Origin of the sequence: Microbacterium sp. NPDC057659, from assembly GCF_042799915.1 — a bacterium.
In the GTDB taxonomy this organism is placed as follows: Bacteria; Actinomycetota; Actinomycetes; order Actinomycetales; family Microbacteriaceae; genus Microbacterium.
This window is the reverse complement of the sequence record NZ_JBHVHU010000001.1, coordinates 750,676-774,001: the sequence shown is the minus strand read 5'-3', so window position 1 is coordinate 774,001 and position 23,326 is coordinate 750,676. Positions and strand designations below refer to the sequence as shown.

Sequence of the window (23,326 nt, the reverse complement as noted above, 5' to 3'; positions counted from 1 at the left end):
ATCGCATCACACCGCCGGTGGCCACTCCTTCGCGACCAGCGTCAGGACGTCATAGGTCGCGACCGGCTCGTCGTCCTGGTTGACGACGACCGCGTCCCAGCGCACCTCGCCGTAGTCGGCCGAGCTGCGCGGGGTGATCTGCTTGACCGTCAAAGTCACGCGGATCGAGTCGTCGGCCTTCACCGGGGTGAGGAAGCGCAGCCCGTCTACGCCGAAGTTCGCGAGCACGGGACCGGGATCCGGGTCTACGAAGAGCCCGGCGGCCAGCGAGACCACGAGATAGCCGTGCGCGACGATGCCGCCGAACAGTGGGTTCTTCGCCGCCGACTCCGGGTCCGTGTGCGCGTAGAAACGGTCACCGGTGAAGTCGGCGAAATGGTCGATGTCGGCGAGCGTGACTGTGCGCGGTTCCGAGACGATGCTGTCGCCGATGCGCAGCTCGCGCAGACTCTTCCGGAACGGATGCACGTCCTCCACACGGCGCGCGGAGCCGGTGGTCCAGCGGCCGGTGATCGCGGTCATCATGTCGGGGGAGGCCTGCACGGCCGTGCGCTGCATGTGGTGCAGCACCCCGCGGATGCCGCCGAGCTCCTCGCCGCCGCCGGCGCGCCCAGGGCCGCCGTGCACGAGCATCGGCAGCGGGCTGCCGTGCCCGGTCGACTCGGCCGCGTCGTCGCGATCCAGCACCAGCACCCGGCCGTGCCAGGGTGCGAGCCCCAGCACGATCTCGCGCGCGAATACCGGGTCGTGGGTCACGACGGATGCCACCAGGCTGCCCCTCCCGCGGGCGGTCAGTGCGATGGCCTCTTCGACGGTGCGGTAGGTGATCACCGTGCTCACCGGACCGAACGGCTCCACGTCGTGGGGCTCTTCGGCGCCCTCATGCGCGCGGAGCAGGATGGGCGACAGGAAGGCGCCGGCCGCCGCATCCGCTCCGACGACCTCGACATGATCGGGGTCGCCGAACACGAGGTCGGAGCTGCGGCGAAGGGTGGCGACAGCCCTGCGCACCTCCTCGCGCTGACCGAGGCTGGCCAGCGCGCCCATGCGCACCTGCTCGTCGGTCGGATCGCCGACCACGGTGCGCGCCAGCCGGGCGGAGACAGCCGCGATCACGGCATCCGCCATCGGCTCCGGCACGATCGCCCGACGGATCGCGGTGCACTTCTGGCCGGCCTTGACCGTCATCTCGGCGACCACGCCCTTGACGAAGAGGTCGAACTCGGGGTCCTCGGTGGTGACGTCCGTGCCGAGCACGGACGCGTTCAGCGAATCGGCCTCGACCTGCAGCCGCACGCCGCGCTCCTGCACGGCGGGATCGCGGCGCAGCAGATCGGCGGTGGCCGCAGAGCCCGTGAACGACACCGAGTCCTGCGCGTCGAGCATCGCCAGCAGGTCGCCGACGCTTCCCGAGATCAGCTGCAGGGCTCCCTCGGGCAGGATGCCGGACTCGACGATCCGGCGCACAACGGCCTCGGTGAGGTATGCGGTCTGGCTCGCCGGTTTGACGATCGTGGGCAGCCCCGCGAGGAATGCCGGGGCGAGCTTCTCGAGCATGCCCCACACCGGGAAGTTGAAGGCATTGATCTGCACCGCGACGCCCGGCCGGGAGGTGTAGACGTGCTGGCCGAGGAAGGTGCCGCCGCGACCGAGCTGCTCGACGGAGCCGTCCAGGTACACGACGTCGTTCGGGAGTTCGCGCTTGCCCTTGCTCGCGTAGGAGAACATCGTGCCGATGCCGCCGTCGATGTCGACCGCCGAATCGCGCTTCGTCGCGCCGGTGCGCGCGGACAGCGCATAGAACTCGTCCTTGTGCTGATTCAGCATCAGCGCGAGCTCCTTGAGCGTGGTCGCGCGCTCGTGGAAGGTCAGGGGACGGATGGCGGGACCGCCGACGCGACGGGCGTAGTCGACCATGGCGGCGGTGTCGAGACCGGAGCTCGAGATGCGGGCGATCTCCTCGCCGGTGGCGGCATCGAGAAGGGGCGTGCCCTCGTCGTCCGCGCGGAACCAGGCGCCGGCGGCGTAGCTCTCCAGAAGTGGGCTCACGGGGTTTCCTCTCCTCGTCGTCGAGGGCGCACGGCGGCATTGCGCCACCCGCATCCGTGTGTCAGAGTAGTACAGAACGGTCGGTCAGTAAATAGGGCCGAATGCTCCGACGGAGGTGCAGCATGAAGGTCGAGGACGACCTGGAACTCGAAGGGCGCTTCGAGGAGATCGTCGCGCGCCGCGACCGCATCGAGCCGCGCGACTGGATGCCCGAGGCATACCGGAAGACCGTGGTGCGCCAGGTGGCCCAGCACGCGCACTCCGAGATCATCGGGATGCAGCCGGAGGGCAACTGGATCGGCCGCGCGCCCTCGCTGCGGCGCAAGGCGATCCTGCTCGCCAAGGTGCAGGACGAGGCCGGCCACGGACTGTACCTGTACTCCGCCACCGAGACCCTCGGCGTCTCGCGGAACGAGCTCACCGAGAACCTCATCGCCGGCCGGCAGAAGTACTCGTCGATCTTCAACTACCCGACACTGTCGTACACCGACGTCGGCACGATCGGCTGGCTGGTCGACGGCGCTGCGATCTGCAACCAGGTGCCGCTGTGCCGCACCTCGTTCGGGCCGTACGGGCGGGCGATGATCCGCATCTGCAAGGAGGAGTCCTTCCACCAGCGGCAGGGCTACGAGCTGCTCATGACGATGATGCGGGGCACCGACGCCCAGCGCGAGCTGGTGCAGGAGTCGGTGAACAGGTTCTGGTGGCCGTCGCTGATGATGTTCGGCCCGCCCGATGACTCCTCGCCGAACACTGCGCAGTCGATGGCCTGGGGCATCAAGACCCACACCAACGACGAGCTGCGTCAGAAGTTCGTCGACATGACCGTGCCGCAGGCCGAGGCCCTCGGCGTGACGCTGCCCGATCCCGAGCTGGTCTGGAACGAGGAGCGCGGTCACTACGACTTCGGCACCCCGGACTGGGACGAGTTCTGGGCGGTCGTCGGCGGCAACGGCCCGTGCAACACCCAGCGCATCGAGCATCGCCGCAAGGCCTGGGAAGACGGGGCGTGGGTGCGCGAGGCGGCAATGGCGTATGCGGCGAAGGAGGAGGCGGCGGCATGAGCGATGTCAGAGCGGAGTGGCCGCTGTACGAGGTGTTCGTCCGCGGCAAGCGCGGGCTGAACCACGTGCACGTCGGATCGCTGCATGCGGCGGACGACCAGATGGCGCTCCGGCACGCCCGCGACGTGTACACGAGGCGCAACGAGGGCGTGAGCATCTGGGTGGTGCGCTCCAGTGAGATCACCGCGTCCAGCCCGGACGAGAAGGACCCGTTGTTCGCCCCCGCTGGCGACAAGGTGTACCGGCATCCGACGTTCTACGTGATCCCCGACAACGTGCCCCACATGTGAGGGCGACGACGATGACAGACGAGTTCCACGACAACGCCTACGCCGGTCTGCTGGTGAACGACGCCCACTGGGCGTTCGGCACCGACTTCGAGGATCCGCTCGCGGGGGTCGACACGACCGTCCCGGACGGCGTCGACCCCAGCGCGCTCGCCGCGTATTGCCTGATGCTGGGAGACGACGCGCTGGTGCTCTCGCAGCGCCTCTCGGAGTGGTGCAGCCGCGCGCCCGATCTCGAGGAGGACATCGCGCTCGCGAACATCGCCCTCGACCTGCTCGGTCAGGCCAGGCTGCTGCTGGCGCGCGCCGCTGCCGCCGACCCGCACGTCGTACCGGCGCTCCCGGACGGCTCACCGGTGCCGGATGAGGATCGGCTTGCGTTCTTCCGGGACGACAGCGCCTTCCGCAGCGTCCGCCTCGCCGAGGTGCCGAACGGCGACTTCGCCGAGACGATCACCCGCATCCTGATCTTCTCGACCTGGCGCTATGCGCTGTTCACCCGGCTCTCCGGCAGCAGGGACGCCGTGCTCGCCGCCGTCGCCGCGAAGGGCGCGAAGGAGCTCGCGTACCACCGCGACTTCGCCGGACGCTGGTTCGTCACCCTCGCGCAGGGGACCGAGGAGTCACGCCGACGGCTCCTCTCCGCGCTCGACGGCCTCTGGCCGCTGCGTGCCGAGCTCTTCGAGACGCATCCGGTGGAGCGCGCGGTGGCGGACGCGGGTGTCGGCGTCGATCCCGCCCGGGTACAGGACGAAGCCGATGCCGTGCTCGACCAGGTGCTCGCGGCCGCGGGCGTCGATCGCCCCGACAGGGGAGCGCTGGCCGGCGTGCAGGGGCGGCGCGGACGCGACGGCGGCCACACCGAGGCGCTCAGCCGCATGCTCGCCGAGATGCAGGTCGTAGCTCGTGCGCACCCGGAAGGACGGTGGTGACGATGACCGCCGTTCTCGACCGTGCCCAGATGCTGGAACGCGCCTGGGCCGCGGCGACCCGCGTCGTCGACCCGGAGCTGCCGATGCTCACCCTCGCCGATCTGGGAGTGCTGCGGGAAGTCACCCTCGACGAGGACGGCACGGTGGTCGCCGCGATCACGCCGACCTACTCCGGATGCCCCGCCATGGCCACCATGCGCGACGACCTGCAGCGTGAGCTCCAGGAGGCAGGGTTTCCTGCCGTGCGCATCCGCATCGCCCTCGAACCGGCCTGGACGACGGACTGGATCTCACCCGAGGGACGTGCGGCGCTCGCCGCGGCCGGCATCTCGCCGCCTGGACCCGCCCCCGCGCACACCGGACCGGTCGCGATCCGGCTCGGCCCCACGCGACGGGATGTGCGCTGCCCGCAGTGCGGCAGCGCCGACGTCGCGCTGTCGAGCGAGTTCGGTTCGACGGCATGCAAGGCCATGTACCAGTGCCGCTCCTGCCTGGAGCCCTTCGACCACGTGAAGGAGATCTGACGTGACGGCAGCAGCGACCGCCACCAGGGGAGCGTTCCATGCCCTCACCGTGACCGCGATCGACGTCCTCACCGACGACGCCGTCGCCGTGGCCTTCGCCGTGCCGGAGGATCTGCGCGCGGAGTACGACTTCGTCGCAGGCCAGTCGCTGACCCTGCGCCGGTTCATCGACGGGGTGGAGGAGCGGCGCACCTACTCGATCTGCTCGCCGGCCGGCACTGCACCGCGCATCGGTGTGCGCGTCATCCCCGACGGGCTGTTCTCGCCCTGGCTCGCCCGCGAGCTGCGGCCGGGAGACACGGTCGACGTGCAGACGCCGAGTGGCAGTTTCCGTGCCGAGGCTTCACAGGGCGGGCGGCACCTCTGTATCGCCGCAGGGTCCGGCATCACCCCGATGCTGTCGATCGCCGCCACGGTTCTCACCAACCCGGCAGCCGACGTGACACTCATCTACGGCAACCGCACCACGACCTCGGTGATGTTCGCCGAGGAGCTCGCCGACCTGAAGAACGCGCACGCCGGGCAGTTCGACCTCGTGCATGTGCTCTCCCGCGAACCGCGCGACGTGGAGCTGTTCTCCGGGCGGCTCGACGCCGACCGGCTGCGCACGCTGCTCACCACCCTCGTGCCGATCGGCGACATGGACCACGTCTGGCTGTGCGGTCCGTTCGGCATGCTCACCGACGCCCGCGCCGTGCTCGACGAGCTCGGTGTGCCGCGCGACCGCGTGCACGTCGAGCTGTTCTACGTCGACGCGCCCCCGCCCGAGCTGCGGCACACGGATGCCGTCATCGAAGGGCTCACCAGCGACGTCACCGTCGTGCTGGACGGGCGACGCACCACCTCAGCCATGTCGCGTGGAACCAGCATCCTGGACTCCGCGCAGCTCACCCGAACCGATCTGCCGTTCGCCTGCAAGGGGGGCGTGTGCGGCACCTGCCGTGCCAAGCTGTGCGCAGGAGAGGTCGACATGGTGCGCAACTACGCCCTCGAACCGGCCGAGGTCGAGGCCGGATTCATCCTCACCTGCCAGTCGTTCCCGGTGAGCGACGAGGTCACGGTCGACTACGACAGCTGACGGAGCGGACATGACAGACGCCTTCATCCTCGACGCCATCCGCACGCCGATCGGCCGGTACGGCGGAGCGCTCGCCGCAGAGCGGCCTGACGACCTGGCCGCCCTGGTCATCCGCACGCTCGTCGAGCGCACGGGGATCGACCCGGCGGATGTCGACGAGGTGATCCTCGGCGCGGCCAACCAGGCCGGCGAGGACAACCGCAACGTCGCGCGCATGGCAGCCCTGCTGGCCGGTCTTCCGGTGACCGTGCCCGGCTTCACCGTCAACCGGCTCTGCGCCTCGGGCATGACGGCGATCCAGACCGCCCGTCAGATGATCGCCGCGGGCGACGCCGACGTCGTCATCGCTGGAGGCGTGGAATCCATGACCCGCGCGCCCTGGGTCACCGAGAAGCCGTCGAAGGCGTGGGGCCGGCCTGGTCGCAGCTGGGACACGTCGATCGGCTGGCGGTTCACGAACCCCAGGTTCGACGACGAGACCACACTGACCATGCCGCAGACGGCGGAACGCGTCGCGGAGTTCTCGCGGTTGTCGAGGGCGGAACTCGACGAGTTCGCACTCGACTCGCACCGGCGCGCGGTAGCCGCACAGGATGCCGGGCTGTTCGAGCCCGAGCTCGTCGCCGTGGGGGAGGTCACGGTCGACGAGGGGCCACGGCGCGACACCAGCCCTGAGAGGCTCGCAGCGCTGCGTCCGATTCACGGCGAGGGCGGTGTCATCACCGCCGGCAATTCCAGCGCCCTGAACGACGGCGCCGCTGCGGTGATCGTGGTCAGCGAGCGCTTCGTGGACCGGCACGGGCTGGAGCCGCGGGCGCGCATCGTCGGCGGAGCGAGCGCCGGTGTGCCGCCGCACCTGATGGGCCTGGGGCCGATCCCGGCGACGAAGAAGGCGCTCGATCGGGTCGGCTGGGACGGCACCGACCTCGACGCCGTCGAACTCAACGAGGCCTTCGCCTCGCAGTCACTCGCGTGCATGCGCGGCCTGGAGCTCGACGAGGCGATGGTCAACGCCTGGGGAGGAGCGATCGCCCTGGGGCATCCGCTGGGCTGCTCGGGAACCCGTATCGTCGTCACGCTGGTGAACAGGCTCGAGCACGACGACCTGAACCGGGGACTCGCGACGATGTGCGTCGGAGTCGGGCAGGGCACGGCGCTGCTGCTGGAGCGCGCATGAGCGCGCCGGTGCTGATCGAGGAGCACGCCGATCGCGTCGTGCTCCGGCTGAATCGCCCCGAGGTACGCAACGCGATCGATCTCGCCACCGTCGCCGCACTGCACGACGCCTGCGGCATGCTGGAGCGCGAACCGCGGATCGCGCTGATCATCGGCTCGGGCGCTACGTTCGCCGCGGGCGCCGACATCGGCGAACTGCGCGAGCGGCGCCGGGAGCATGCCCTCGCCGGCATCAACTCCGGTCTCTTCGACCGCATCCAGCGACTGCCGATGCCGACCATCGCCCTGATCGACGGGTATGCACTCGGCGGGGGTGCGGAGCTCGCCTACGCGTGCGACTTCCGCATCGGCACCCCGGATGCCCGCATCGGCAACCCGGAGCCAGGACTGGGCATCCTCGCTGCGGCAGGGGCGTCGTGGCGGCTGCGGGAGCTGATCGGCGAGCCGCTCGCCAAGGAGGTGCTGCTCGCCGGCCGCATCCTCACCGCGGACGAGGCCCGCGCTGCGCACCTGCTGACGGATATCGTGCCGACAGAAGAGCTGGAGGATGCCGGGAACCGGCTCGCCGACCGGATCACCGCACAGGCGCCGCTGGCGGTGCGATTGACCAAGGCCGCGTTCCATGCCCCGCGCGAGGCGCATCCGCTGATCGACGACCTCGCGCAGGCGGTGCTCTTCGAGACGCAGGACAAGCAGGACCGGATGACGGCGTTCCTGGAGCGCCGTGCGAAGAAGGAGCGCTCATGACGGTTCCCGCACGGGTCGGGGTCTACGGCGGCGGACGCATGGGCGCCGGCATCGCGCACGCGTTCGCGCTGGCCGGTGCTGCGGTCACGGTCGTCGAGAACGGAGCGGATGCCGCCGACGCGGCCCGCGACCGCATCGCCGCCAGTCTCACCACGGCCGTCGAGAAGGGGGCCGAGGTCCGCGGCACGGCCGCCGTCGTGACCGAGCCGTCCGCGCTGCGCGACTGCGTGCTGGTGGTCGAGGCCGTGCCCGAACTCGTCGAGCTGAAGGGCGAGGTGCTGGCCCGAATCGCGGAGGTCGCCCCGGAAGCCTCGATCGCGACGAACACCAGCTCGCTCTCGATCGACGAGCTCGCCGGCGCGCTGCCCGATCCGTCGCGACTGATCGGCCTGCACTTCTTCAATCCCGTGCCGGTGAGCGATCTCGTCGAGATCGTCGTCGGCGCGCGCACTCCGGACACGCTCGTCGAGTGGGCGCGCGAATGGGTCTCGGGACTGGGCAAGACAGCGATCACGGTGCTTGACGCCCCGGGTTTCGCGAGCAGCCGGCTGGGCGTCGCGCTGGCGCTCGAGGCGATGCGGATGCTGGAGGAAGGCGTCGCCGACGCCGCCGACATCGACACGGCCATGACGCTCGGGTACCGGCATCCGGTCGGTCCGCTGAAGACGACCGACATCGTCGGACTGGACGTGCGGCTGGCGATCGCCGAGCACCTCGAGCGCGAGCTCGGAACGCGCTTCGCGCCGCCGAAGGTGCTGCGCGACAAGGTCGCGGCAGGCGATCTGGGGCGCAAGACGGGCAGGGGATTCTACGAATGGTGAACGAGATGGACCCGCAGCGGCTCGCCGAGGCGTGCGCCGAGCGGATGTGGTCGACGGATACGGCGAGCCAGGCGCTCGGTATGAGCATCCAGAGCGTCGGACCGGGCAGGGCGACGCTGGCGATGACCGTCCGCGACGACATGGTGAACGGTCACGGCATCTGCCATGGCGGGCTGATCTCCGCCCTCGCGGACAGCACCTTCGCCTTCGCCTGCAACAGCCGCGGCACGGTCACCGTCGCTGCCGGCTTCGAGGTGGACTTCATCGCACCCGTCGCGCTCGGCGAGCGTCTCGTGGCCGAGGGGCGCGAGACCGTGCTGCGCGGCAGGTCGGGCATCTACGATGTGGAGGTGCGTCGCGATGACACCGTCGTCGCCGTGTTCCGGGGGCGCAGCCGCTCCCTCGGTCGTCCGGTACTGGAGGATTCATGAGCGACCCGGTCCTGCTCGAGCGCGACGGCGCCGTCGCCGTCATCACCCTGAACCGCCCCGAGGGGCGCAACGCACTGAACGTCGCGCTCAAGACAGCGCTGGTGGCGGCAGTGGGGGACGTCGCGGCGGATGAGACGGTGCGGGCGGTCGTGCTCGAGGCGAACGGGCCGACGTTCTGCGTCGGCCAGGATCTCGCCGAGCATGCCACGCAGCTGGCGAGCGGCGGGGGAGCGGCGGCCGCGATCAGCACCGTGCGCGATCATTACTCACCGTTGGTGCGCGGCCTGATGACCATGCCGAAGCCGGTCGTCGTCGCCGTGGAGGGCGCATGCGTGGGCGCCGGGCTCGGGCTGGCGATGGCCAGCGATCTGCGCGTCTTCGGCCCGGGTGCCAAGCTCGGCACGGCCTTCACCGGCATCGGGCTGACGTTCGACACCGGGCTGTCGTACACGCTGCCGCGCTCGATCGGCGAGGCCAGGGCGCGCGAGCTGATCCTGCTGCCGCGGATGTTCGGACCGCAGGAGGCGATCGCGTGGGGGATCACCGGCGAGATCGTCGATGACCCGCGCGCGCGAGCGCGCGAGATCGCGGGGCTGCTCGCCCAGGGGCCCACGACGGCCTACGGCGAGAGCAAGCGGCTGCTGGTGGATGCCGAGGCGCTGGAGGCGGCGCTGGAGGCCGAGGCCGTCTCTCAGGAGCGCAGCGGGTCGACGCAGGACCACAGCGACGCGGTCGAGGCTTTCCTCGCCCGCAGGCCGCCGGTGTTCACCGGGAAGTAGGCCGCCGCAGCCCGTCGATCGCGACGGAGAGCACGTCGTCGGCCAGGCCCTGCGGATCGATGGCCCCGTCGGGGCGGTACCACTCGACGATCGAGTTGATCATGCCGAAGATCAGGCGGGTGATCGTGCCCGCGCCGATGTCGTCGCGGAGAAGCCCTTCGTCCTGCGCCCTCCGCACGAGCGAGGAGACCCGCTGATCGAAGGCGCGGCGACGCTGCAGCGCCGCGAGCTCGACGGGACTGTTCCCGCGCAGGCGCAGCAACAGCGTCACCTGCGGCTGCTGAGCGGTGAGCACACGGACGGCGCCGCGGATGCCCTCGTCGAGCTGCTCGGATACGGATCCGCGCTCCATCGCCTCGTCCAGAGCGCCCTCGAGCCCGCCCAGCGCGCTGTCCAGCGCGAGCTCCAGCAGCTGCTCCTTCGAGTCGAAGTGGTGATAGAGCGCGGACTTGGTCAGCCCCAGGCGGGCGGCGAGGTCGGAGACCGAGGTCGCGTCGTAGCCCTGTTCGTTGAACAGGGTGACGGCGATCTGCAGCACCTGCTCCCGGCTGTAGCCGGGGCGTCCGCGGCGTGCGGTCTGCGGTGCGGTCATCGCGGGCTCCCTCCGTGCTGGTACGCGTCGGCGCGTCAGCATCCTGGATCAAACGTAGCGGGCCGACGGCGCTAAGCTGGAGGGACACTGCCCGAATCCGAGAGGACCGTCATGGCCGCATTCATCGCCTTCATCATCATGTTCGTCGGCGGCATCTACCTGCTCGGCGCGGCATTCAGCCTCTCGGCCTTCCAGGCTCTGGTCTTCATCCTCGGCCTTCTGCTCGTCAGCGCCGCCATGGCGCTGCTGATGCGCCAGGGCGGTTCCGCCACGCGTCGCTCGAACAACTGGTCGCAGGACAGCTGACCCACTGACACAGAACGCGCGCCGGCCCTCGGGCCGTCGCGCGTTCTTCGTGTCCGGGGTCGTACCCTCGCGGTTCACTTCCAGTCGATGAGGACGAGGCCCTGCTTGGTGTCGGCGTACTTCACCCAGCCGTCGCCGAACAGGTAGGTGAGCCCGTAACCGTCGTCATCGGTCGCGAAGGCGTACTTCGGGTTCTCCGTGATGACGCCGTCCTCGCCGTCGACCCGCTGCCAGCCCTCGGCGAGCAGCGCCGACTGCGCCTCGGACGCGGTCTCCGCATCGATCGGCGCCCAGCCGTACTGCTGGCCATGATCGGATGCCGTGGAGTAGTCGGCCCAGCTGCACAGGATGCCGCCGTCGAGGACGAGTTCGCCGATGGTGAAGTCGGCGGCTTCGGCGGTCCAGCCCTGATCCTCCAGCGCCTTCACCGTGCCCTCGGAGATGATGGTCTCGCAGGTCGGGTCGGCGCCCTTCGTCGGCGTCGGCTCGGGCTCCTCCGCCGCCGCGGTCGCCGCGGGGGTCTCAGCGGGCTTCTCCGCCGTGGTCTTCGTGGGCGCGGGCTCAGGAGTGGGAGCGCAGGCGGTGATCGCGAGCGCGAGCGCGAGGAGGCCGGAGGCGGCGAGCGGGATGCGGGGGGTCATCGTCTCTTGTCGGTCGGTCGGGATGCGGGGCATCGCCGAGGCTGGTCAGCTCGCAGCGCTGCGAGTGAGTTCGAGGACGGCGTCGTGCAGGACGCCGTTCGTCGCGAGGGCGGAGCGGTCGGTGATCGAGTCGGAGCCGTCGAACGCGCTGAAGCGCCCGCCGGCGGCGCGGACGATCGCGACGGCGGCCGCGATGTCGTACTCCTTGACGTCGAACTCGGCGACCATCTCCAAGCGCCCCTCGGCGAGCAGCATGTAGCTGTACACGTCGCCGTAGGCGCGGTCCCGCCAGACCCGCTCGGCGAGCGCCAGCAGCTCGGGCAGGTGCCCGGCGTCCGCCCACTGGGTGATGCTCTGGAAGCTCACGCTCGCGTCATCGAGGGAGTCGACCTCCGAGACCGTGATCGGCCGGTAGCCGCCGTCGGCGTTGGTCCACGCGCCCCGGTTCACCACTCCCCACCAGCGGCGCCCCAGAGCGGGCATGCTGACGACGCCGATCGTGGGCATGCCGTCGATCGCGAGCGAGATCATGGTGCCCCACAGCGGCACGCCGCGCAGGAAATTCGCGGTGCCGTCGATCGGGTCGATGATCCACTGGCGGTGCGTGTCGCCGCCGGTGCCGAACTCCTCACCGAGGATGCCGTCGCCGGGGCGCTCTGCGGCGATGATGTCGCGGATGGCGCGCTCGGTGGCGAGATCCGCATCCGTCACGTGCGAGCGATCCGCCTTCAGCGACACCTCGAGATCGGCGGCGTCGAACCGCGGGAGCGACTGTGCGTCGGCCGCGTCGGCGAGCCGAAGGGCGAGCTCGAGGTCATCGTCGAGGGAGCTGTCCGCAGGGGAGGGAGTCACGCTCTCAGACTAGTGGGCGAAGGTATGAGAACCGCCTGACAACGAGAAACCCCGCCTCATCGAAGAACCTGATGAGACGGGGTATCTGGTGCACCCCCTGGGACTTGAACCCAGAACCCACTGATTAAGAGTCAGTTGCTCTGCCGATTGAGCTAGAGGTGCGTGTTGCTTGTCCGGCAACGAGGAATTACGTTACCAGTCGCGGGGGTCCTGGACAAATCCGCGCCGCACTCCCGGGCGCGTCGTCGTGCGTCGGCTCAGAGGTGTGCGTCATCGTTGAACCTCGTGAGTGCGATCTCGCCGTTCGTGCGGCGCTGGAGCTCGGTGATCGTCGCGTTCCCGACGGGGAGCAGCATCCAGGCCGAGGGTGGTGCGGAGAGCGCGGAGGCGACGAAGCTGCCGATGACGAACGCGTGCGTCACGACGACGAGAGTGCCAGGGGCGTCGTCCAGCATCCCGGTGAGCCGCTGCCATGCCGCGTCCAGTGCGGCGCCGTCCTCGTCCTGCTCCGTTTCCGGGGTCTCTCGCAGCCAGTCCCACCGGTGCTCCGGATAGTCGTCCCAGTGTCCGGCGGAGGGCATGGGCGTGCGGTCGTCGAGGAAGGGCCCGACCTCGGGCTCCCGTCCGAGTTGCTGCGCGATGGCGGCGGCCGTCTGCCTCGCGCGCCGTCGCGGACTGCTGAGCAGGTGCACGACGGGCTCGGCGGAGAGTCGATGCGCGAGCAGCGCGGCCTGTTCCTCGCCGACCGCGCTGAGTGCGGGGTCGGCGTGGTCGTGACCGTCGGCCTGCGCATGCCGAGCGAGGAGGAGTCGATCCATCCGAGCAGTCTGGCAGACGGCGTGTTCGGCTCTTCCGTCCTGCGCATCCTGGTGGGATCATGGCACTCACGAGGAGGCCCCCATGATCGAGCTCGACGAGATCGACACCGACGAGGACGGCGCGCTCACGGCGACCGCCGAGCTTCCCGGCGGTCGGCGCGTCACGGTGCAGTACGACTTCGACGACGACTTCGACCTCGAAGAGGGAGAGGACGACGACCTCGACGATCAGGATGACGACGACGGAGGCGGCGGGGGCATCGATCCTGAGAACCTCCCGGACCTGGACGAGATGCAGGCCACGGCCGAGCATGCGCTCGCGCGGCTGAGCGAGGAGACCCTGGACGGCATCGAGCGCGACGTCGTGCGCGCCCTCGCCGAGGCGGCGGCCGAGGACGACGAGTCCGATCTGGACGATCTGCTGACCGACCTCGCCGACGACATCACCCTGGACGGTGTCGTCGTCTTCGGAGACGGCGGCATCACGCTGCTCTACGTCGCGACGGACAACTTCCCCGACACGACTGTCTACTGCCTGCTCGACGACGATCTGGAGATCGACGACCTGATGGTCGAGTAGCCCCTCAGACCACGCGGACGAGCGTCCCGCCGGTCAGGGTGCGCAGCTGCTCGAAGGTCAGTGGCATCACCGAGTGCGGCGTGCCCGCCGCTGCCCAGATCTGCGGATGCTGCTGCAGATCCTCGTCCAGGAAGGTGCGCAGCGGTGCGGGGTGGCCCACCGGGGCCACCCCGCCGATCGCCTGACCGGTGACCTCACGCACGAGAGCGGCGGGGGCCATGGCGACTTCGGATGCGTCGAGCGCGGCGCCCAGGACGGCGAAGTCGACGCGGTGCGCGCCGCTCGTCATCACCAGGACCGGCTCGCCGTCGGCCGTGAGCACGAGGCTGTTCGCGATCGCGCCGACCTGGCAGCCCACCGCCGTTGCGGCCTCGGCTGCGGTGCGGGCCGAGTCCGGCAGCACGACGACGCGGGTGTCGACGCCAGCCGCGGCCAGATGCTCGACCACGATGCGCGTGCGCGGAGGAAGGGGCTGCTCGGTGGTCACGACGTCATCGTCTCCTCGGGTCGGGGGAAGGCGCGGCTCAGGCCGCGTCCCCCACGAGGATAGCCTCAGCGTCTTCTCCGGCGCCGTCGCCCTCGTCGTCGATGTGCGCGAGCACCCTGCGGCCGAGGAAGACGGTGAGCGCGGCGATCAGGACGGACGCGGCGGCGAACAGATACGGCACCGTCGCGTTGTAGTGGTGCCACAGCAGCGCCGCCAGCGGCGGGGCGGCCGCGCCGCCGAGGAAGCGCACTGCCGAGTACGACGAGGATGCGACGGAGCGCGGGAGGTCCGTCGCCTCCATGACCGCCTCCGTGAGCACCGTGTTCATGATGCCGAGCAGCAGGCCGCCGACGATGATGCAGACCACGAGCCACATCGCATCGGCCACGACCAGCCCTGCGGCGATCAGGTCGACGGCCAGCAGCGGCAGCACGGTCAGGATGATGGTGGTGCGACGCATCCGGCGCATCAGCACGGGGGCGACCCAGACGCTGGTGATCGCCAGGGCGACACCCCAGCCGAAGAACGTGAAGCCGATGCCCATCGCACCGAACCCGAGCGGGAACGGGGAGAAGGCGAGCAGCACGAAGAAGCCGATGTTGTAGAACAGGGCGGCGACCGCCAGGATCGCCAGCGCGGGCCGGCCCAGCGCGGTGAAGGGCGCCGAGAACGGGACCGGCTCGCGCTTCTCGCCCTTGCCGCGCACGAGCGTCAGCACTGCGATGAAGCCGATGGCCATCAGCACGACGACGCCGAAGAACGGGCCGCGCCAGCTGACCTCGCCGAGCAGACCGCCCAGCAGCGGTCCGACGGCGATGCCGAGGCCCAGGGCTGCCTCGTAGAGCACGATCGCCGCGGCGCTGCCGCCCGATGCCGCGCCGACGATCGTCGCGAGCGCGGTGGAGATGAACAGGGCGTTGCCGAGACCCCAGCCGGCGCGGAAGCCGATCACGGCCTCGACGCTGCCGCTGGTGGCGCAGAGCAGCGCGAACACGACGATCAGTCCCAGCCCGGTGAGCAGAGTGGCCTTGGCGCCGATCCGGCTGGAGACCCAGCTGGTGATGAGCATCGCCAGTCCGGTGACCAGCAGATAGCTGGTGAACAGCAGCTCGGTCTCCACCGGCGTCGCCTTGAGCGACTCGGCGATGGCCGGCAGGATCGGGTCGACGAGGCCGATGCCCATGAACGCGACGACGCAGGCGAACGCCACCGCCCATACCTGCGCGGGCTGTCTCCAGACCGATCCTGTGGTCGTACTCATTCAGATTCTCCTGTCTCTCTGCTGTGGTCGTGCAGGATCTGCGCTGCCCGGGCGAGGACCTCCCAGTCCTCGTCCGCGAGGCCGGCGAAGCGTGGTGCGAGGGTCGCACGGAACGCGGTCCGCCAGGCCTGCATCGCGTGCCGACCCGCGTCGGTCACGCTGACGAGGGTTGCCCGCGAATCCTCCGGGTCGGGCGTGCGCGCGACCAGGCCCGCCCGTTCGAGGTCCCCGATGAGACGGGTCATCCCTGGCTGGGTGGTTCGGGCAGCTGCGGCGAGAGCGCCCACGCGCTGCGCCGCCTTCTCCTCGAGAAGGCTGAGCACTCGCCACTGGGCGGCGGGTGCCTCGTTGCGCGCATCCTGGGCGGCGATCCGCCCGAGTGCGTACGACGACAGCACCATCGTCGGAATGATCTCGTCGCGATCCATACCAAGAAGTATATACCTCCTGGTATGTAATGAGTTCAGCGCCGCGAACCGGCGATCCGAGACGAGAGCTGGTGCGCGTGCGCGAGCAGCGTGCGGCCCAGCTGGGGCAGGCGGTCGGGCCCGAAGCGGAACTCGACGCCGGTGAGACTGAGCGCCCACTCCGGACGGCCGTCACGGTCGAAGACGGCCGCACCCATGCCCCAGGATCCCTCCACGATCAGACCGGGGTTCACCGCGTAACCGCGGGCCTTGGTCTCGGCCAGCCTGCTGCGCAGCGGCTTCATGCCGTGCACACGGCCCCATCGCTCCGGCAGCTCGGGATGCCGGTCGAGGTAGGCATCCACATCGTGGTCAGGCAGGAACGACAGGATCGCGAGGCCTGCGCTGGCCACGCCGAGAGGGAACCGCACCCCCTCGCTGAGCACGAAGGACCGGATGGGGAAGGAGCCCTCCTCGCGCAGCAGGCAGACGGTCTCGTCGGCGCGCCGCACCGAGAGGAAGGCGCTCTCCTCGGTTTTCACCGCCAGTGAGCGCACGATGTCGCGCGCCAGTTCGGTCACGTCGTAGCGCGCGGCGGCGACTGTTCCCATCAGATACAGCTCGGGGCCCGGCATCCACAGGGTTGTGGCGCGATCCTGATCGACCAGGCCCTCCACCTGCAGCGCGGTCAGCATCCGGTGCGCGGTGGATCGGCTCAGCTCGGCGTCGCGCGCGAGCTCCTGCAGAGAGGCGCCGTCCGCCGCCGCGGTCACCAGACGCAGCAGCCGAGTGGCGCGAGCGATCGCCTGTGCGCCGGGCACCGTGCGTCTGGCTGCCGAGGTCGATTCCATAATGTGGACGCTAGTCGTCGCGGTGACCACATCGCAAGCATCCGGTTGTCGTCGCCTGCGGCGGAGGCGGATGCTGGGGGAGTACCCCATCACAGAGGAGTGACGCGTGATCGACAAGCAATGGGCGTCGGCTGCTGAGGCGGTCGCCGACATCCCCGACGGAGCCTCGCTGGCGGTCGGCGGATTCGGGCTCTCTGGCAACCCGATGAAGCTCATCGAGGCCCTGCACGCCCAGGGCACCACCGACCTCAGCATCGTCAGCAACAACTGCGGCGTGGACGACTGGGGGCTGGGCATCCTGCTCGGCGCGCAGCGCATCCGCAAGATGACGTCCTCGTACGTCGGCGAGAACAAGGAGTTCGAGCGGCAGTTCCTCGAGGGGGATCTCGAACTGGAGCTCACCCCGCAGGGCACGCTCGCCGAGAAGCTGCGCGCCGGAGGCGCCGGCATCGCGGCGTTCTATACGCAGACCGGCGTGGGCACGCAGGTGGCCGAGGGCGGTCTGCCGCGTCGCTACGACGGCAGCGGCGGCGTCGCCGTCGAATCACCGGCCAAGGAGGTGCGCAGCTTCGCGCCCGCAGGCACTCCGCACGACTACGTGCTCGAGGAGTCGATCGTCACCGACTTCGCCCTGGTGCACGCCTGGCGCGGTGACCGCCACGGCAACCTGATCTTCAACAAGGCCGCGCGCAACTTCAACCCGCTCGCCGCGCAGGCGGGGCGGGTCTGCATCGCTCAGGTCGAGGAGCTCGTCGAACCGGGCGAGCTCGACCCCGACTGCATCCACCTGCCCGGCATCTATGTGCATCGCATCGTGGAGGTCGGTACCGGCATCGAGAAGCGCATCGAGCGGCGCACCGTCCGGGAGGGGAACTGATCATGGCACTCACCCGCAACGAGATGGCCGCCCGCGCCGCGCAGGAGCTGCAGGACGGCGCCTACGTCAACCTCGGCATCGGCCTGCCGACCCTGGTGCCCAACTACGTGCCAGAGGGCGTCACGGTCGTGCTGCAGTCCGAGAACGGCATCCTCGGCGTCGGCCCGTATCCGACCGAGGAGCACGTCGACCCCGACCTCATCAACGCCGGCAAGGAGACCGTCACGACGCTGCCCGGCGCAGCCTACTTCGACTCGGCGACCAGCTTCGGCATGATCCGCGGCGGCAAGATCGATGCCGCCATCCTCGGCGCCATGCAGGTGTCCGTCCGTGGCGACCTCGCCAACTGGATGATCCCCGGCAAGATGGTCAAGGGCCCAGGGGGCGCGATGGATCTCGTGCACGGTGCCGGCCGGGTGATCGTGCTCATGGAGCACGTCGCCAAGGACGGCAGCGCGAAGATCGTGAACGACTGCTCGCTGCCGCTCACCGGCCGCGGCGTGGTGCACCGGATCATCACAGACCTCGCCGTGATCGACGTGACGGATGCTGGTCTGGTGCTGATCGAGACCGCCCCCGGCGTCTCGGTGGCGGAAGTGATCGAGGCGACCGAACCCGAACTGATCGTCTCAGAAGGACTGAAGGAGAACTCATGAGCGACATCGTCATCGTCGCCGCCGCCCGCACCCCGCAGGGACGGCTCAAGGGCCAGTTGGCCGGCTTCACCGCGCCGCAGCTGGGCTCGCTCGCCATCAAGGGCGCACTGGCGCAGGGCGGCATCGACCCGGTCGACGTCGACGCCGTGATCGTCGGCCAGGTGCTGCCGGCCGGCTCCGGACAGAACCCCGCCCGCCAGGCGTCGATCGGCGCCGGCATCGGGTGGGATGTTCCGGCCAGCTCGGTCAACAAGGTGTGTCTGTCGGGCCTGACCGCGATCATCGACGCTGCGCGGATGATCCGCCTCGGCGATGCGACCACAGTCGTGACGGCCGGCATGGAATCGATGACTCGTGCGCCGCACCTGCTGATGGGCTCGCGCGACGGCTGGACGTACGGCACGGTCGAGGTGCTCGACCACATGGCGTACGACGGCCTCACCGACGTGTACGACAAGGAGAGCATGGGGGCGTCCACCGAGCGCCAGAACCCCAGGTACGGCCAGACCCGCGAGACCCAGGACCGGGTCGCGGAGCTCTCGCACCAGCGCGCGGCCGCAGCCGCGGATGCCGGTGTCTTCGACGCCGAGATCGTCGCCGTCGAGGTCGCGCAGCGCAAGGGCGACCCCGTCGTCCTCACGCGCGACGAGGGCGTGCGCCCCGAGACCACGATGGAGACGCTCGCGAAGCTGCGTCCGGCCTTCGCGGAGGGCGGCACGATCACCGCGGGCAACTCCTCGCAGATCTCCGACGGCGCATCCTCGGTGATCCTCACCACCCGCGAGAACGCCGAGGCCAAGGGGTGGCCGGTGCTCGCCGTCGTCGGCGCGAGCGGTCAGACCGCTGGCCCGGACAACTCGCTGCAGGCGCAGCCGGCGCAGGCGATCCGCCGCGCCTGCGAGAAGCAGGGCATCACGCCGGCCGACCTCGACCTCGTCGAGATCAACGAGGCCTTCGGCGCAGTCGTCGCCCGTTCGCAGGACGAGCTCGGACTGAGTGAGGACATCGTCAACATCCACGGCGGGGGCATCGCCATCGGGCACCCGATCGGTGCCAGCGGCAACCGACTCGTCGCGCACATGGCCCACGAACTGGTGCGCCGCGGGTCCGGCACCGTGGCCGTCGGCCTGTGCGGCGGTGGCGGTCAGGGCGAGGCGCTCATCCTCACCCGCTGACGGTCAGCGCTTCGTCGCCTTCCCGGTCTTCTCGAGCTGCTTCGCCTGCTTCTTGGCCCGCTTCGCCTGGACGGGCGCGATCGGGGAGTCGACCGCGACGGCGATGCCGCGCTCGTCGCGGCGCATGTCGACGACGGCGCCGATCGCGAAGGCGAGGGTGATGGCCCAGCTCGCCCAGGCGAGCAGTGCCCGCCAGGTGATCGGCACGTCGCGGGTGCCGCGCAGCAGCGAGATCCCTGCGGTGATCGCGGCGAAAAGGCCGGTGCTGAACAGGTAGCGCATGCGACCACGCTATCGGGTTCCCGTCCGACGCGCCCGGTAGAATGACGGCAGGATGCCACGCATCCGCCAGCTGTGTATCTACCGGCCGTCGGCACCCCGACGGACAGCGGCGGCACCCGACCCCGCGCCGATCCGGCGCGCGAGAGCCATGACACAGACCACTTCGTCACCGAGCCTGATCCGCCTGGCAGGCCTTCCGTACTTCCTCATCGCGTTCATCGCACGACTGCCGTTCGCCATGATGGTCGTCGGCGTGCTCACCCTCGCCGTCGCGGTGCGCGGCTCGATCTCATTGGGCGGGCTCACCTCCGCGGCCGTCGGTCTCGGCACCGCCTGCATCGGTCCGCTGCTGGGCGCGGCGGCCGACCGGTTCGGCCAGCGTCCCGTGCTGCTGATCATCGCCGTCGCGAACGCCGCCGCGCTCGTGCTGTTCACCGTCGCCGTCTACAGCGAGACTCCGGATGCCGTGATGCTGATCGCCGCTTTCGCGATCGGCGCCACCGCACCGCAGGTCGCGCCGATGTCGCGCTCCCGCCTGGTCACGATGATCACCGAGAACATGCCGAAGGCCCGCCGGCCGAAGGTCATCGGCGCCACCATGGCCTACGAGTCGGCCGCCGACGAGACCGTGTTCGTGTTCGGCCCGTTCCTGGTCGGCGTGCTCGCCTCGATGATCGCGCCCTGGGCTCCGCTGGTGATCGGCGCGGGCCTGACGATCCTGTTCGTCGGCGCCTTCGCGCTGCATCCGAGCGGGTCGCACATCGCTGCGGCACGCAAGGCGGAGGGCGGCGTGATCGCCCCCGTGCGCGAACTGTTCCGTGCGCGGCTGCTGGTGGTCGTCGTCGGCATGTTCGGTGTGGGCCTGTTCTTCGGCACCATGCTCACGGCGCTGACGAGCTTCATGGAGGACCGCGGTCATCCTGAGCAGGCGGGCCTGCTCTACGGCGTGATGGGTGTCGGCTCCGCGGTGCTCGCGCTCGGCGTGGCGTTCTTGCCGCCGAGCTTCAGCCTGCGCAACCGCTGGCTGCTGTTCTCCGGCATCCTGTTCGCGGGGACCCTGCTGCTCTTCGTCGTGCACGACGTGCCGAGCATGAGCCTGGCGCTGGGACTGATGGGCATCGGCATCGGACCGACCCTGGTGACCCAGTACAGCTTCGGCGCCGCGCACACCCCCGCCGGCCGCTCGGCGACGGTCATGACGATGCTCGGCTCGTCGATCATCGTCGGGCAGTCGCTGGGGGCCGCCGTCACCGGACGACTGGCCGAGACCGCGGGGACGACCGCCGCGCTGTACCTGCCGATCGTCGCGGCGGCCATCGTGGTCGTCGCGGGTGTCGTGAACCACGTGCTGAACTCCCCGCGCCGACTCGCTCGATAGCCTGTAGACCTGTAAGCGAGGTCGCCGTCGCCGGCGACAGGACGGGAGGATGCGTGTCGCGCAGCGAACGGGCGGAGTTCGTGGTGGTGGCCAACAGGCTGCCCGTGGACAGAGTCGTCACCCCCGACGGCGAGGAGAGCTGGCGCACGTCGCCCGGCGGCCTGGTGGCCGCATTGGAGCCGATGATGCGTCACGTCGACGGCGCCTGGGTGGGCTGGGCGGGGCAGCCCGATCTGGAACTCGCACCCTTCACGGCGGACGGCATCCGATTGATCCCCATCGCTCTCAGTGCCGAGGAGATCGCCGAGTACTACGAGGGCTTCTCCAACGACACGATCTGGCCGCTGTACCACGACGTGATCGCACCCCCGCAGTACCACCGCGAGTGGTGGGAGGCGTACGTGCGCGTGAATCGCCGGTTCGCCGAGGCCGCCGCCGCGGTCTGCGCCGAGAACGGCACCATCTGGGTGCACGACTACCAGCTCCAGCTCGCGCCGGCGATGATCAGGGAGCTGCGCCCTGACGTCACGATCGGCTACTTCCACCACATCCCGTTCCCCGCGCACGGCCTGTACGCCCAGCTGCCGTGGCGCGACCAGGTGCTGCACGGGCTGCTCGGCGCCGACGTGATCGGCTTCCAGCGCGCACAGGACGCCACGAACTTCCTCGCCGCCGTGCGGCGCCGCCTCAGACACGAGGTCAAGGCATCAACGGTGAACAAGGCCGATGGGCACGCCCCGCTGGTGAAGGCCTTCCCGATCTCGATCGACACGACGCCGTACCGCGAGCTCGCTCGGCGACCGGACATCCGCGCCAGGGCGGCCGAGATCCGCGCCGAGCTCGGGCATCCGAAACGCATCCTGCTCGGCGTGGACCGGCTGGACTACACCAAGGGCATCCGGCACCGGATCAAGGCGTACGGGGAACTGCTCGAGCAGGGCAAGATCTCGGTCGAGGACGTCACGTTCGTGCAGGTCGCGAGCCCGAGTCGCGAGCGTGTGGACGCCTATGTGCATCTGCGCGACGAGATCGAGCTCGCCGTCGCCCGGATCAACGGCGACCACGACACCACCGGCCACACCGCGATCAGGTACCTGCACCAGGGATTCCCGCGCGAGGAGATGGTGGCCCTGTACCTCGCTGCCGACGTCATGCTCGTCACCGCCCTGCGCGACGGCATGAACCTCGTCGCCAAGGAGTACGTGGCCACCCGGTTCGACAACCGCGGGACGCTGGTGCTCAGCGAGTTCACCGGCGCCGCCGACGAGCTGCGCCAGGCCGTGCGCGTGAACCCGCACGACATCGAGGGTCTCAAGGAGGCGATCATGACGGCGATCGAGATGCCGCCGCCCGAGCAGGGCCGGCGGATGCGCTCGCTGCGCAAGCGCGTGCTCGAGCACGACGTCGACGCCTGGTCCACGTCCTTCCTGGATGCGCTCGCCGAGGCGCGCGCGAAGCGGCAGGAGAGCGGCCGATGACCCGCACCTGGACGCCCGGAGCAGCGGATGCGGCGCTCGACGCCGTCGCTCGCACGCCCCGGCTGCTCGTCGCCCTGGACTTCGACGGCACGCTCTCAGAGCTCGTGGTGGATGCAATGAGCGCCAGGGCCGTGCCCGAGGCCGCGGCTGCGATCGAGCGCCTCGCCGCGCTGCCCGACACACTGGTCGCGCTGGTCTCGGGACGCAGTCTGGACCACCTGCGCATCATCGCCGAGCACGACGACGCCTCGCCGGTGGCTCTGGCAGGCTCGCACGGCGCGCAGGAGTGGATCCCGGGGACGGGGGAGACCGACCCGGTCGACCCGCCCGAGGAGCGCGCCCTGCGCGAGCAGCTCTGGGTGGACGTCGAGGAGCTCCTCGCCGCATATCCGGGCGTTGAGCTGGAGCGCAAGACCTACGGCCTCGGCATCCACGGACGCCCGGCCGACCCGGCGGTGGAGGCGCAGGCGTTCTCCGCCGTCGACCAGCTGATGGCGCGCCGCGCCCCGCATTGGCGGCGCAGGACAGGGAGCCGCATCCTGGAGTTCTCCTCCCGGCAGGAGGGGAAGGATGCTGCGATCGCGGCGCTCCGCGAGCGCTTCGCCGCGACGGCTGTCGTGTTCGCCGGCGACGACGTCACCGATGAGGACGCGCTGCGCTCGCTGCATCCGGGTGACCTGGGCGTGCGGGTCGGACCGGGGGAGAGCGCGGCGGACCTTCGTGTGGAGAATCCACAACAGATCGCGGCGCTCCTCGGCGTCATCGCGGCCGAGCGGGGCGCCGGTCGGGAATAGACT

28 protein-coding genes and 1 tRNA gene are annotated in these 23,326 nt (G+C 70.1%); 18 read left to right on the top strand and 11 right to left on the bottom strand.

Going from position 1 to position 23,326, the window contains the following annotated elements; genetic code table 11:
• Positions 1-6: 6 nt before the first annotated feature.
• Positions 7-2,049, bottom strand: a complete 2,043-nt coding sequence (gene paaZ / locus ACFVAE_RS03750) for a phenylacetic acid degradation bifunctional protein PaaZ (RefSeq protein ID WP_378888020.1) — start codon at positions 2,047-2,049, stop codon at positions 7-9.
• 122 nt (positions 2,050-2,171) lie between these two features.
• On the opposite strand from paaZ, the gene paaA reads away from it, so the two are divergent.
• From paaA to ACFVAE_RS03700, 10 genes are read left to right on the top strand one after another with little or no spacing between them, the layout of a single operon-like run.
• On the top strand, positions 2,172-3,113 hold the full coding sequence (gene paaA, locus ACFVAE_RS03745; protein ID WP_378888017.1) for a 1,2-phenylacetyl-CoA epoxidase subunit PaaA: 942 nt from the start codon (positions 2,172-2,174) through the stop codon (positions 3,111-3,113).
• Positions 3,110-3,403 (top strand): 1,2-phenylacetyl-CoA epoxidase subunit PaaB, encoded by a 294-nt coding sequence (gene paaB / locus ACFVAE_RS03740; RefSeq protein WP_378888014.1) that lies wholly within the window; start codon positions 3,110-3,112, stop codon positions 3,401-3,403. The genes paaA and paaB overlap by 4 nt, the downstream gene beginning before the upstream one ends.
• 11 nt (positions 3,404-3,414) lie before the next feature.
• Entirely contained in the window at positions 3,415-4,332 is a 918-nt protein-coding gene (paaC, locus tag ACFVAE_RS03735; RefSeq protein ID WP_378888011.1) for a 1,2-phenylacetyl-CoA epoxidase subunit PaaC, read from the top strand.
• Positions 4,333-4,334: 2 nt separating this feature from the next.
• On the top strand, positions 4,335-4,856 hold the full coding sequence (paaD, locus tag ACFVAE_RS03730; RefSeq protein WP_378888008.1) for a 1,2-phenylacetyl-CoA epoxidase subunit PaaD: 522 nt from the start codon (positions 4,335-4,337) through the stop codon (positions 4,854-4,856).
• A gap of 1 nt (position 4,857) precedes the next feature.
• Positions 4,858-5,934 carry a 1,2-phenylacetyl-CoA epoxidase subunit PaaE gene (gene paaE / locus ACFVAE_RS03725; RefSeq protein WP_378888006.1) on the top strand — a complete coding sequence of 359 codons (1,077 nt, stop codon included), beginning with the start codon at positions 4,858-4,860 and terminating at the stop codon, positions 5,932-5,934.
• Positions 5,935-5,944: 10 nt separating this feature from the next.
• Positions 5,945-7,111 (top strand): thiolase family protein, encoded by a 1,167-nt coding sequence (locus ACFVAE_RS03720; RefSeq protein ID WP_378888004.1) that lies wholly within the window; start codon positions 5,945-5,947, stop codon positions 7,109-7,111.
• On the top strand, positions 7,108-7,857 hold the full coding sequence (locus ACFVAE_RS03715) for an enoyl-CoA hydratase/isomerase family protein (protein ID WP_378888002.1): 750 nt from the start codon (positions 7,108-7,110) through the stop codon (positions 7,855-7,857). The genes ACFVAE_RS03720 and ACFVAE_RS03715 overlap by 4 nt, the downstream gene beginning before the upstream one ends.
• Entirely contained in the window at positions 7,854-8,678 is an 825-nt protein-coding gene (locus tag ACFVAE_RS03710) for a 3-hydroxyacyl-CoA dehydrogenase family protein (protein ID WP_378888000.1), read from the top strand. The genes ACFVAE_RS03715 and ACFVAE_RS03710 overlap by 4 nt, the downstream gene beginning before the upstream one ends.
• Entirely contained in the window at positions 8,672-9,109 is a 438-nt protein-coding gene (gene paaI, locus ACFVAE_RS03705) for a hydroxyphenylacetyl-CoA thioesterase PaaI (RefSeq protein ID WP_378887997.1), read from the top strand. The genes ACFVAE_RS03710 and paaI overlap by 7 nt, the downstream gene beginning before the upstream one ends.
• Positions 9,106-9,888, top strand: a complete 783-nt coding sequence (locus ACFVAE_RS03700; RefSeq protein ID WP_378887994.1) for an enoyl-CoA hydratase/isomerase family protein — start codon at positions 9,106-9,108, stop codon at positions 9,886-9,888. The genes paaI and ACFVAE_RS03700 overlap by 4 nt, the downstream gene beginning before the upstream one ends.
• On the opposite strand, the gene ACFVAE_RS03695 is transcribed toward ACFVAE_RS03700, so the two are convergent.
• Positions 9,875-10,480 (bottom strand): TetR/AcrR family transcriptional regulator, encoded by a 606-nt coding sequence (locus ACFVAE_RS03695; protein ID WP_378887992.1) that lies wholly within the window; start codon positions 10,478-10,480, stop codon positions 9,875-9,877. The two genes, ACFVAE_RS03700 and ACFVAE_RS03695, sit on opposite strands and share 14 nt — an antisense overlap.
• A gap of 111 nt (positions 10,481-10,591) precedes the next feature.
• Between ACFVAE_RS03695 and ACFVAE_RS03690 the strand changes: the two genes are divergently transcribed.
• The gene (locus ACFVAE_RS03690; RefSeq protein ID WP_378887989.1) at positions 10,592-10,786 is read left to right on the top strand and encodes a hypothetical protein; all 195 of its coding nucleotides are present in this window, start codon (positions 10,592-10,594) and stop codon (positions 10,784-10,786) included.
• Positions 10,787-10,860: 74 nt separating this feature from the next.
• Here the strand turns inward: ACFVAE_RS03690 and ACFVAE_RS03685 are convergent, their stop codons facing one another.
• The 4 genes from ACFVAE_RS03685 to ACFVAE_RS03670 all read right to left on the bottom strand — a co-directional run bounded on the left by ACFVAE_RS03685 (position 10,861) and on the right by ACFVAE_RS03670 (position 13,097).
• Positions 10,861-11,427, bottom strand: a complete 567-nt coding sequence (locus tag ACFVAE_RS03685) for a hypothetical protein (protein ID WP_378887986.1) — start codon at positions 11,425-11,427, stop codon at positions 10,861-10,863.
• Between the two features lie 45 nt (positions 11,428-11,472).
• A complete protein-coding gene (locus tag ACFVAE_RS03680; protein WP_378887984.1) occupies positions 11,473-12,279 on the bottom strand; it encodes an inositol monophosphatase family protein in 807 nt (268 codons plus the stop codon).
• Positions 12,280-12,365: 86 nt separating this feature from the next.
• Positions 12,366-12,441 (bottom strand) — tRNA-Lys (locus tag ACFVAE_RS03675).
• Positions 12,442-12,536: 95 nt separating this feature from the next.
• Complete coding sequence (locus ACFVAE_RS03670; protein WP_378887981.1) at positions 12,537-13,097, bottom strand: histidine phosphatase family protein; 561 nt, start codon at positions 13,095-13,097, stop codon at positions 12,537-12,539.
• An 82-nt stretch (positions 13,098-13,179) separates the two neighbouring features.
• Here ACFVAE_RS03670 and ACFVAE_RS03665 point away from each other — a divergent pair, with 82 nt between their 5' ends.
• The gene (locus ACFVAE_RS03665) at positions 13,180-13,677 is read left to right on the top strand and encodes a hypothetical protein (RefSeq protein WP_378887978.1); all 498 of its coding nucleotides are present in this window, start codon (positions 13,180-13,182) and stop codon (positions 13,675-13,677) included.
• Between the two features lie 4 nt (positions 13,678-13,681).
• On the opposite strand, the gene ACFVAE_RS03660 is transcribed toward ACFVAE_RS03665, so the two are convergent.
• Genes ACFVAE_RS03660 through ACFVAE_RS03645 form a run of 4 tightly spaced genes read right to left on the bottom strand, consistent with a single transcriptional unit; the run spans position 13,682 to position 16,683 of the window.
• Positions 13,682-14,164, bottom strand: coding sequence for a YbaK/EbsC family protein (locus ACFVAE_RS03660; RefSeq protein WP_378887976.1), 483 nt, complete (start codon positions 14,162-14,164; stop codon positions 13,682-13,684).
• Positions 14,165-14,201: 37 nt separating this feature from the next.
• Positions 14,202-15,425, bottom strand: coding sequence for an MFS transporter (locus ACFVAE_RS03655; protein ID WP_378887973.1), 1,224 nt, complete (start codon positions 15,423-15,425; stop codon positions 14,202-14,204).
• Complete coding sequence (locus tag ACFVAE_RS03650) at positions 15,422-15,853, bottom strand: MarR family winged helix-turn-helix transcriptional regulator (RefSeq protein ID WP_378887970.1); 432 nt, start codon at positions 15,851-15,853, stop codon at positions 15,422-15,424. Before ACFVAE_RS03650 ends, ACFVAE_RS03655 begins: the two co-directional genes overlap by 4 nt.
• A gap of 35 nt (positions 15,854-15,888) precedes the next feature.
• Positions 15,889-16,683 carry an IclR family transcriptional regulator gene (locus ACFVAE_RS03645; RefSeq protein WP_378887967.1) on the bottom strand — a complete coding sequence of 265 codons (795 nt, stop codon included), beginning with the start codon at positions 16,681-16,683 and terminating at the stop codon, positions 15,889-15,891.
• A gap of 106 nt (positions 16,684-16,789) precedes the next feature.
• Between ACFVAE_RS03645 and ACFVAE_RS03640 the strand changes: the two genes are divergently transcribed.
• The 3 genes from ACFVAE_RS03640 to ACFVAE_RS03630 are packed head-to-tail and all read left to right on the top strand — an operon-like array spanning position 16,790 to position 19,391.
• Positions 16,790-17,560 carry a CoA transferase subunit A gene (locus ACFVAE_RS03640; protein ID WP_378887965.1) on the top strand — a complete coding sequence of 257 codons (771 nt, stop codon included), beginning with the start codon at positions 16,790-16,792 and terminating at the stop codon, positions 17,558-17,560.
• Between the two features lie 2 nt (positions 17,561-17,562).
• A complete protein-coding gene (locus ACFVAE_RS03635) occupies positions 17,563-18,216 on the top strand; it encodes a CoA transferase subunit B (RefSeq protein ID WP_378887963.1) in 654 nt (217 codons plus the stop codon).
• Positions 18,213-19,391, top strand: coding sequence for an acetyl-CoA C-acetyltransferase (locus ACFVAE_RS03630; RefSeq protein WP_378887960.1), 1,179 nt, complete (start codon positions 18,213-18,215; stop codon positions 19,389-19,391). Before ACFVAE_RS03635 ends, ACFVAE_RS03630 begins: the two co-directional genes overlap by 4 nt.
• Before the next feature lie 3 nt (positions 19,392-19,394).
• Here the strand turns inward: ACFVAE_RS03630 and ACFVAE_RS03625 are convergent, their stop codons facing one another.
• The gene (locus ACFVAE_RS03625) at positions 19,395-19,673 is read right to left on the bottom strand and encodes a hypothetical protein (RefSeq protein ID WP_378887958.1); all 279 of its coding nucleotides are present in this window, start codon (positions 19,671-19,673) and stop codon (positions 19,395-19,397) included.
• A 148-nt stretch (positions 19,674-19,821) separates the two neighbouring features.
• Between ACFVAE_RS03625 and ACFVAE_RS03620 the strand changes: the two genes are divergently transcribed.
• Genes ACFVAE_RS03620 through otsB form a run of 3 tightly spaced genes read left to right on the top strand, consistent with a single transcriptional unit; the run spans position 19,822 to position 23,323 of the window.
• Complete coding sequence (locus ACFVAE_RS03620) at positions 19,822-21,051, top strand: MFS transporter (protein WP_378887955.1); 1,230 nt, start codon at positions 19,822-19,824, stop codon at positions 21,049-21,051.
• Positions 21,052-21,104: 53 nt separating this feature from the next.
• Positions 21,105-22,529, top strand: a complete 1,425-nt coding sequence (locus ACFVAE_RS03615; protein ID WP_378887953.1) for a trehalose-6-phosphate synthase — start codon at positions 21,105-21,107, stop codon at positions 22,527-22,529.
• A complete protein-coding gene (gene otsB, locus ACFVAE_RS03610; protein WP_378887951.1) occupies positions 22,526-23,323 on the top strand; it encodes a trehalose-phosphatase in 798 nt (265 codons plus the stop codon). The genes ACFVAE_RS03615 and otsB overlap by 4 nt, the downstream gene beginning before the upstream one ends.
• The last annotated feature ends 3 nt before the right edge of the window (positions 23,324-23,326 follow it).